The organism is Akkermansia sp. GGCC_0220 (assembly GCF_017566105.1).
Taxonomy (GTDB): domain Bacteria; phylum Verrucomicrobiota; class Verrucomicrobiia; order Verrucomicrobiales; family Akkermansiaceae; genus Akkermansia; species Akkermansia massiliensis.
The window spans coordinates 76,036-85,006 of record NZ_JABFCI010000014.1; the positions used below are offsets into that span (position 1 = coordinate 76,036).

General features: G+C 58.1%; 1 protein-coding gene. It reads left to right on the plus strand.

What is annotated here, in order from left to right; all coding sequences use genetic code 11:
* Positions 1 to 725 precede the first annotated feature (725 nt).
* A partial coding sequence (locus HJW02_RS10320; protein WP_208050636.1) for an autotransporter-associated beta strand repeat-containing protein occupies positions 726 to 8,971 on the plus strand: 8,246 nt, incomplete at its 3' end.

The following is an 8,971-nucleotide window of genomic DNA, read 5'->3' on the forward strand; positions in this document are numbered from 1 at the left end:
ATAATTGTGTCATGCGTATTAATTGTGTGGTATACTAAGGCCGGTCGGAGGAAAGATTGGATGAATGAAAGGCCATTCATTGTTATATCTTCTCCAGGACCGACCCTAGGTGGTAGTAAAATACCATTTAGTTAAGAACTAATAATAGAAAGGCGCTTATGGCGACAATATATTATATTAAAACTATTTGGGGGCTACGCAGAATTTATTATCTGCGTAGCCCTGAAGGAAAAGAAAGATTTTTCTTCAGAAAACCCAATAGAGAAATAGTCTTTATTTAGACAAATATAAATTAATTAAATTACTATTTACAGTAGTATGTTTTATCAAATTACTATTTGATAATCCTTGATATAAGGAGAATTTTTGTATAAAGGTGAAGGTAACCGCAAATTACCTTCACCTTTTTTATTTACCAAATTTCCTGAAAAGGAAGAGGTGATCTGTTGGATGGTTAGTCAAGTATGTAGGTCCCATATAAATCTTTACTTATCAAAAATACACGCTTGACACCGGATTTATAATCCTTCTTCTTCTTTAAACTTCCATATCTTGCTTGTATTAAAAGTATTGCATTAATAATTTTTGAAATGGATGGAGAGATAGTTTAAGGAAGCCTGTTTTATTCCCCTTCATGATTTGCTTAAGAAGAGTCATTAACGAAAATAGGCTTGCCAACGGATTATAAATCCGGGTATTACTGGTCATAATATCATTGATACAATATGAGACTTCATCTCCCCCCTTCTTTGCGTTCCGCCCTTCTTGCATCCCTGGTTTCCTTCTCCGGTTTTTACTCTTACTCCCATGCCGCCACATCGGCGGATTTCTGGCAGGCTCCCGCGTTTGGCGGTCCTGATTTTACGTGGACGGGGGCAGGGGAAGGCGATGCCGTAGATACGGCGGGCAACTGGGAAGGGGACGCCGCCCCCTCCCGCCAGGAGAATAAGGGCCCGCATTTGATTTTTAATGATGTAGACGTTACGGTTACGGGCACTCCTCCCAACACTTCGGATGGCGGCGGCATCTCCGTGACGGGGAACAGCAATGTGTCCGTTAGCCTGGGACAATGGGGCGGCAGTGTTTACGTAGGCGCCGGATCCACTCTTTCCACCACCTTCAGCAACCAGATCAAGAGCATGGAGGCAGAGGGGCACGCTAATATTTATGTGGACGGCACGCTGAACCTGACCACTCCGGGAGGCAATCTCAACTTTGACAACGGTACCGGTTCCGGCAGCCACTACTGGCACATCGGGCTTGACGGGATGATCAACCTGTCAAATACCACTACAGTGACCAAGAATGACCGGACGTGGAATGTAGAGGTAGTGGTTGCGGGCGCCATGGAAGCGCTGACGGTTACCAACCGCGAGCTGGTGGACGATGCCCTGCTGACCCGCTATTTCATGTCCACCGGGGCTGATCTGGGGGCTTCCCTGGATTCCCTTCTTATTTGGAAGCAAACCGGGGAGGACACCTATGAGGCATTGACGAGAGTCGATTCCGCCGACCAGCTGGGAGCCGGCAATTTCGTGCTTGTCTCCAACGGTTCCGGCATGTCCGTGCAGTATCAGGGAACAGGCTACAATATGGAAACGCTTGTCTGGAATTCCACTACCGGCACCTGGAGCAACACTGGAACGGGCTGGTACAAGAGTGGAGATGGAGGCAAGACGGATACTTCCTTCCTGAACAATGACTCCGTTATTTTCACGGCTGCGGAAGGGGTTAAAACCATTGCGTTGACCGGCAACATTATCGCCGGTACCGTAACGTTCCAGGACGGGACGAACTACACCTTGAACATGGGAGCCGGGGATTCCCTTCAGGCGGAAGCCCTTTCCCTCGGCAGCCAGGCGACGCTTACGCTTGGGGACGCCGCCATTACGGGGGGAACCTTCACGCTCGGCAATAATGCGGGCCTCCTCGTTTCCGAAGGGAAGACCGCAGCGATCGCTTCTTCCATCACCTTCGGCACGGGCAATACCTTCACGCTGGGGAACAACGCTTCCCTGACGCTGGGAGACGCCACGCATCTCATGGAGTCCTTCTCCTCCACCGTCATGGGCGGGACGAACTCCTCCCTTTCCGTCTGGCTCGGCAATACGGACGGGAGCGTCACCCTTTCTCCTGGATCCACGCTGAAGGACATCACCGTATATGGCAATTACGCCGCCAATACGGCCAGCCAGCCTGCGGCGGACACGCTCAACGGAGCAACCCTGCATATCGGCAACGGCGCCAATTTCATCATTCGCCCCGGAGCGGGAACGATTCGTCCTTCGGACCGCATCGTCGTTGAAGGCGGCATGTACGTCCTGATGAACCACAATGCCGCGGATACGGTTACGATCGCCTCCGACATCGTAGGAGGAGCGGGCGTCACCCAGGATAGTTCAATCACCTTCCGCCGCAGTGAAAACCTCAACCTGAATATCTCCGGCAACGTTGACTATGCAGGAACCATGCAGCTGGACCAGGCTTCCGGCGGTTACGGTCCCCGTGTAACCTTCCTGAACAATACGGTTAACCTGGGCGGCCTGGCCGTCAATTACTGCATCGGGGGCTTCACCCTCACCAATTCGCAGGCCACCATCGGAACCCTCAGCATGTCGAGCAACTGGGCGAGCAGTTCCATTCAGGTCAACTCCGGTTCCGTCGTCAACGCTACGAACGTGCGGCTCCTCAAGAACGGGACCCTTTCCATCAACACCGGCGCCGAGTTGAATGTCACGGGCACCAACAGCGACCACGGAACCGGCCGCAGCTTTATCGTGGACAATGGCAGCACCCTTACTCTTAACGGGGGGCTTCTTACCGGCTCCGCTGCGCTGAACCTTGGGTACAGCGGAACGGGGACCTTCCTTGCTTCCAGCGGCACGGCCAACCTGGGCGGCCTGGACTTCTGGGCCAATGGCAATGGAGTATTCCGCGGGAGATTCCAGTTGGGAAGCGCAACGGCCGGAACGGCCCGCGTCAACTTTGGCGGCAACATCGTTAACTTTGCCAGCGGCAGTGAAATTACGCTCGGCATGGGAACGCTGGGAGCCACGGCCAACTGGTCCGTGACCTACAATAACGAGTTCACTCCCTCCTATATCACGCTGGCGGCTTCCAACGGAAGTTATGTGGATACCTTGGACGCCGGGGACAAGACAACCGGAAGAACCATTACCTTTAATACCGGCCTGACCGGCAGCGGCAAGCTCACGAAGATCGGCGTCGGCACCCTGGTGCTCAATGGAGCTGCCAAGGTTCCGGTTCCCGCGGAAGGTGAAACCGCCGCCGTTCCTGGTTTCACCGGCACGGTGGAATTGAGGGAAGGCGCGCTGACCGTGAAGGACTCCAGCGTCATCGGGCAGGGGACCCTTCTTATCAACGGCGGCCTGACCGTAGCCGTGACTTCCGCAGACGGTTATTCCCTGGATGCCGGCTCTACGCTGGGAACCATCAATCTTGACGGGGGCACCGCTACTTTGGCGGCTGCTCTGACCCTGAACGGAGGCTCCCTGAGCTTTGGAGCCCTGAGTACGGATACCGCGGCATTAACCGTCAATTCAGTGGCGGGCACCGGCGCTACGGCTCTCCAGATAGGCCTTTCCTCCGTCACCGCCAATACGGAATATGCCCTCCTGCACGGAACGGGCATGACGGATACGTCCATGTTCACGCTCGGCGGCTCCGCGGCTGAACTTTACAAGGCTACATTCACCGTCAGCGATGATACGCTGTACGTCTCCCTGTCCGACAAGGACGGCCTGCTGAGATGGAAGAGCGGCAACTGGAACACGGACACCTCCAATACCGCCTGGGACCTTGACGGCACTCCCACGGCTTACGCCGATGGACAGACCGTGTATTTCTCCGATGGTGCGGACGTGAACAAGACTGTAACGATCGTCGGGAATGTTGCTCCGGGTAAAATTAATGTTTCCGGCACGGATTTCATTTTTGCTGGTGACGGCTCCATTACCGGGGATACGACGCTGAATCTGCTGGACGGAGCTTCCCTGACCATCAACAATGCCAACTCCTATAGCGGAAACACTGTATTGTATAACGGCAGCAAGCTCGTCGTCGGCAATGCCGGCGCGCTGGGCACAAGCACGGTTCTCCTCCAGGGCAATTCCATTCTGGAGCTGACCACGGGCACGTGGAACGGCCTGGGCACGCGCCTGAATGCCAATTCCACGGGTACGCTGAAGCTGAGCGGGAATGCCTCCGGCACGACGACGGCCGCGCTGACTGGCGTCAAATATGATGTGGGCGCGGGAACTACCCTGACGCTTTCCGCCGGAACTTACGGAAACACGATCACCGGCGCCGGTTCTCTGATATCTGCTGCCGGCACAACGGTTTTACAGGGTGATGTCAATATCACGGGAAGCTATACTTTGATGGCGGGTGCGAATGCGGCTGCTTCCTGGACGCTGGATTCCGGCGCTTCCCTGACGGCTGGAAGTTTCATCGGCCGTAATGAATACAACGGGACGACGACGCTCACTGTCAAGAAGGATGCTTTCATGAACATTACCGGCACCCTGCGGATTTCCCGTGACGGGAAGGGGGTCATGAACATTGAACAAGGCGGCATGGTCCTGGCTCAGACGCTGGATCTGGGGCAGAATTGGGCCGGAGCCGCCGCCAAGGGCGCCACCATTAATCTGAATGGCGGTTCCCTGCTTCTCGGAGCGGGAGGCATGACTGCGTCCGGCAATACCAATACGATTGTCCTGAACATGAATTCCGGGACCCTGGGAACGACGGCGGCGGAAGGCTGGTCCTCCGCCTATAACATGAATCTTGCCGGCAACGTGACGGTTGATACCCGCCAATACGATGCGGGAACCAAATCATACAATGACCAGGCTTCCACCAACATCACCCTCGGGGGCGTCCTTTCCGGCGCCGGCGGCCTGACGAAAGTGGGTTCCGGCACGCTGACCCTCTCCGGGCAGAATACCTACACGGGCTTGACGAACGTCCAGGCCGGCACGCTGGCATTCACGAATGCGAACGCCATGACCCTGGGCAGCATCTCCATGGGCGCGGGCGCCAAAATGACCACGGCCTCCGCCCTGACGCTGAACAGCGGCGCTACGCTGACCTTTGACATGACCGGAGTCGTGGCAAACGGCCCGATCATCAATATCCAGGCAGGGGCCCTGGCTCTGACGGATGCCAACTGCACGCTGACCATCAACAACTATGGTGAACTGGAAGCATCCGACTACGTCCTGGCCCAGTGGGCTGCGGCGGGCAGCCTGACCACGGATTCCTTCACCTGGACGCCGGACATCACCCGGGAAGGCTTTGAATACTCCGTCGTGGTGGAAAACAACCAGCTCGTGCTGAAAGTCGTGGACGTCAGCGGAGACAACGGTTTTGTCTGGGACGGTGGAACGGACCGCAAGTGGATCAACACCAGCATTGACGGCTGGACCACCAAGCTGACGGGCGTGGACACGCTGAACGACCAGGAAATCTATTTCTCCGCTGCGGAAGCGGGTGAAGTGAAGGTCTCCGGTACCGTGACTCCCAAGAGCGTCGTCTTCAACAGCGGCACTTACACGCTGGTCAGTGATCCGGACAACGCGGGTTATATTGCGGACTCCGTTGCCCCCACTACGCTCACCGTGAACGGCACGGCCAACGTCACCCTGAACCTGGCGAATACCTACACCGGTGGCACAGTGCTCAACGGAGGCACTCTTACCATCGGAGCGGACGACGCGCTGGGTACGGCGGGTGACATTACCTTTAACGGCGGTACGCTGGCTTATGCGGACTCCGCCGCCGGTAGGGACGTGACGGGATATGACGTTTCCAGCCGCGTCAAGGTTGGAGACGGAGGCGCTCTGAACGTTTCCGTAATCGGGGCAGGGGACACTGTCTCCTGGGCCGGACTGACGGCTGACGTCATGGGCGCGGGCACCACGCTGACCAAGACGGGGGACGGCACGCTGGCGCTGGGATACTCCGGGAATACCCTGGCCCACCTCACCGTGGAAGAGGGAACGCTTGCCTTCACGGGCGGAGCGACCATCGGCGTGAACCCCAATAACGCCACCATCGTCCGCGTAAGTGAAGGCGCCTCTCTGGCCCTCTCCGGCGGAACCGTCAACCTGCACGCCCAGCTTAACGGCGCGGGCACCATCACCATTGGGACGGCGGATGCCGCGGGACAGGTCAACATCTCCAATACGGGCAATACCAATTTCACCGGCCGTCTGGAACTGCTCGGAAACGGGGAAAATATGAGTACCAATGCCAACTGGGCGGCTTTCGGCGCGGGGAATACGCTGGGAGGCGGCACCATTTTCATCGACGGCAAGGGCTTCCATTTCTCCGCGGGCACGACGGCGGCCAACTTTGAAATCGGCGCAACCCACGGCACGGTGCAGAACGGTTCTTCCGGCGCCACGTACACCTTCTCCGGTAATCTTTCCGGTTCAGGCGCATGGGGCATGTCCACGAACGTGCGGATGACCAATATCCTCACGGGCTCCCTCAAGGACTTCACGGGAACCCTGTCCACCGATGAAACCTCCGCCAACAACAGCCGCCAGGTCTGGAACTTCGGCAACGGCGGCGCGAGCGTCACGGGTGCGGGGAATGCCATCTTTGGAGACGGCGCCATCCTGGCGGGCAACACGGGGTCTGCGGACGCCGGGCTGGCCGCACAATACAACGTCAATTACAATAACGCGGAACTGGTGCTGAATGCGCTGGTGCAGGGCAACTCCAACCTGACGCATGCAGGCACGGGCACCCTGATCCTGGATCAGGCCAATACCGCTACGGGAGCCCTCGGCATCACGAATGCCGACGCCGTGGTCCAGCTTGGCACGGCGGACAAGGCCGGCCAGTGGGCCGGCACCGTGCTGAACGGAGCGGGAACGCTGAAAATCGTTAACGGATCACTGACCTCCGCCATGACGCGGGGAGAAGGCGCCACCGCGGGCATCGTTGTGGACTCCGCCGTCAGCATCAATCTGGGCGGCACCAATGGCGACATGCTGAAAGGCATCACCCTGGCTGCCGGAGGCAAGCTCACCAACGTCTCCGGAGACATTACGGTGGGTGCGGGAGCTACGGAAACGCTGAACCTTACCCTGGGTGCGGACAACGTCAACCAGGGAGCGGCCGGCACGGCCATCATTGACCAGGGGGCTGGCAAGCTCGTCATCAATGATTCCGCCACGGTCAATCTGGATATTGACGCCATTGTGAACACCCTCGTCGCCCACAAGGACGCCGGGGTGGAAAGCTGGCTGACGCTGACGACCGGAACGCTGGAATGCGCCAATCTGGGCGACATCCAGTTCAGCAAAATCCTTTCCAACTACGGCATCCGCGTGACGGGCACCGACGGCGGCAGCCTGGTCCTCAGCGGACAGGTCAGCGGCCTTTACATGGTGGACGGCACCGCCTCCTCTGATCCCGATACGGTCACGAACTACGGAACGCTGGGCATGTACGCCGGCGTGGTGATCGCCCAGGGCAAGACGCTTACCGTCCAGTTGGCGGGAGCCCCCGGCGATACCGACGGCGACGGCGCGGTCATCAACAACCTGCTGGGCGCAACGGGAAGCACGCTGAAGGTGGAAAACACCAATGCGGACGGAGGCAACGCCGTGGTCATCCTCAACAACGAACGCCTGGAAACGGGATTGCCCGCACCGGATGATTATGCCGGGGCGGACTCCATCATGGGCGGCAGCATCGTTGGGGAAAACGGGGTCACCTTCATCAAGCAGAACACGGGCAAGCTCACGGTCAACGGCTCCTTTGTGACGGACACCCTCCGCATGGAAGGCGGCACGCTCACCCTGAACGGTGATGGCAGCAACTTCAACCATGTGGTGCTGGCAGGCACGGCGGAAGGCGTGGTTCTGGATGTCAACCGTAATACCGTCATGGGAGACCTGACGGACAGCGGCGAAGGCGCGGACCTGAACATCGGCAGCGGAGCCACCCTCACCATTAACGATGCCAGCAGCCTTTCCGCCAGCACCATCCAGGGCAGCGGCACGCTTGCCCTTCATGATACGCTGGCCCTTTCCGGAACGGCTTCCCTCCAGGGCGGCGTACTGCTGGACCTGGTAAAGAACGGCGATTCCACGGGAACGCTTGACCTTGGCTCAACCACCGGCAACACCGTTGCCGGAATCAGCGGCCAGGGAACCTTGAAGAGCAATGGCGGCGCTCTGGCCGTCAATACCGGCAATTCGGGCAGCGGTTCCGTCTTCAGCGGCACGCTGGAAGGCCGCGGGCAGCTCAACATCTCCGGCAATGCGGGACAGACCCTTGACAACGTCATCACCGCCGCGGGCAGCAACTGGGCGATCAACAACACCGGACGCCTCAATATCAAGATGGGCGGCACGGTGGAAGACCCGAGAGCCAATACGGCCCTTACCCTCAGCAGCATGACGCTGGGTGAAGGTTCCAGCACGAACTTCACCTTCAACACGGACTACGCGGGCCCCATCATCAGCGTGACCGGAAACATCAGCATCAGCCAGGGAGCGGAAATCACCCTCAGCTCCACCGGCAGGAATGAATTGACGCTGGGCGCGGACGGCAGCTACACGCTCATGCATGCGGACGGCACCATTGACCTGGGCGGAAGCGACCGGCTGGCTATCCTGCTGGATCCCTCCTCCTCCGCTTTCAAGAAGTTTGAAAATAATGCGTACCTGGTGATGGAAAACGGCAACCTCGTTCTGGTGGCTACGGCTTCCAAGGACAACAAGTATGCCCGTATTGCGGATACGGTCAACTCCAAGGCCGGTGCGGAACTTCTCTGGAACCTGCCCGGGGACCTGGCCGCAGACTCCATCCTCAAGAAGGTGGATGACGCCGTGGGCGCCCTGACGTCTTCCAACCCCTCGGAAGCGAAGCGGGTGATGGCCGCCGTAGCGGGCAGCACGGTCAACGCGCTGGGCACGGCCCAGAAGGACGC